1 protein-coding gene is annotated in these 684 nt (G+C 33.3%); it reads right to left on the bottom strand.

The features are described from left to right. Window positions 1-124: 124 nt before the first annotated feature. Window positions 125-661, bottom strand: coding sequence for a hypothetical protein (locus CDH49_RS15545; protein WP_100616442.1), 537 nt, complete (start codon window positions 659-661; stop codon window positions 125-127). Between the last annotated feature and the right edge of the window lie 23 nt (window positions 662-684).

Here is a 684-nt window from a genome sequence, read left to right as displayed (position 1 = left end):
CAACGTGTTCGTGTATGGAAAGTTGCGTGTTTGGGGGCGAGGATTTTCCGAAGGAAAATCGGAAGCCGGCAAACAAGCAACCAACTTTGTGTTAGCTAAAACTAGCAATTTTTTATACACGGTGTTAGGCACTGTTTTTTATTTTTAAAATTAAGCTTGAAACTTTGTAATCTTTGTCAACTTCAATTTCACTGTGGTCTTTCTTGAAATAAAGAGAGCCATTCGGTCGTTTTACAACCCATTCGAGAATAGAGGTTCTAACGTATTGGACATTTTCATTCAAGATGGGTGTAAATACAACTTCGGTTGTCTCATCATAAATTATATTTTGAATCTCAAATTCTCCGAAAAGTTTCACAAGTTCTCCTAATGTTACTAATTCTGAATTATCCTTGTCCATAAACCAAACAATTGATTCAACATTTCTGGAATTGTCAAAATTTAAATAGATTTGATTAAACCGTTTGTCCGCTGGTTTTACATAATATCTTTTAATGTGTTTGGATTCCTCTGTATCTTCATTGGATTTTCCAATTCCAAAAAGCTTCAATGTCGACTCTACGTTCCAATCTTGTTGAACATTTTCATAAATGAAACTGAAGTAGTCAATTAACTGATTTTTTTGTCCAATAGATAATATGTCTTGCATATCGAGTTTCATTTTTTAATTGTGCCTAACGTGTT

The sequence above is a fragment of the Confluentibacter citreus genome, assembly GCF_002807055.1.
Taxonomy (GTDB): domain Bacteria; phylum Bacteroidota; class Bacteroidia; order Flavobacteriales; family Flavobacteriaceae; genus Confluentibacter; species Confluentibacter citreus.
This window is presented reverse-complemented; position numbering and strand designations above follow the sequence as displayed.

Bases quoted from the DNA above. Each gene is read 5' to 3' on its own strand.
- CDH49_RS15545 (WP_100616442.1), bottom strand. From the start codon at position 661: ATGAAACTCGATATGCAAGACATATTATCTATTGGACAAAAAAATCAG.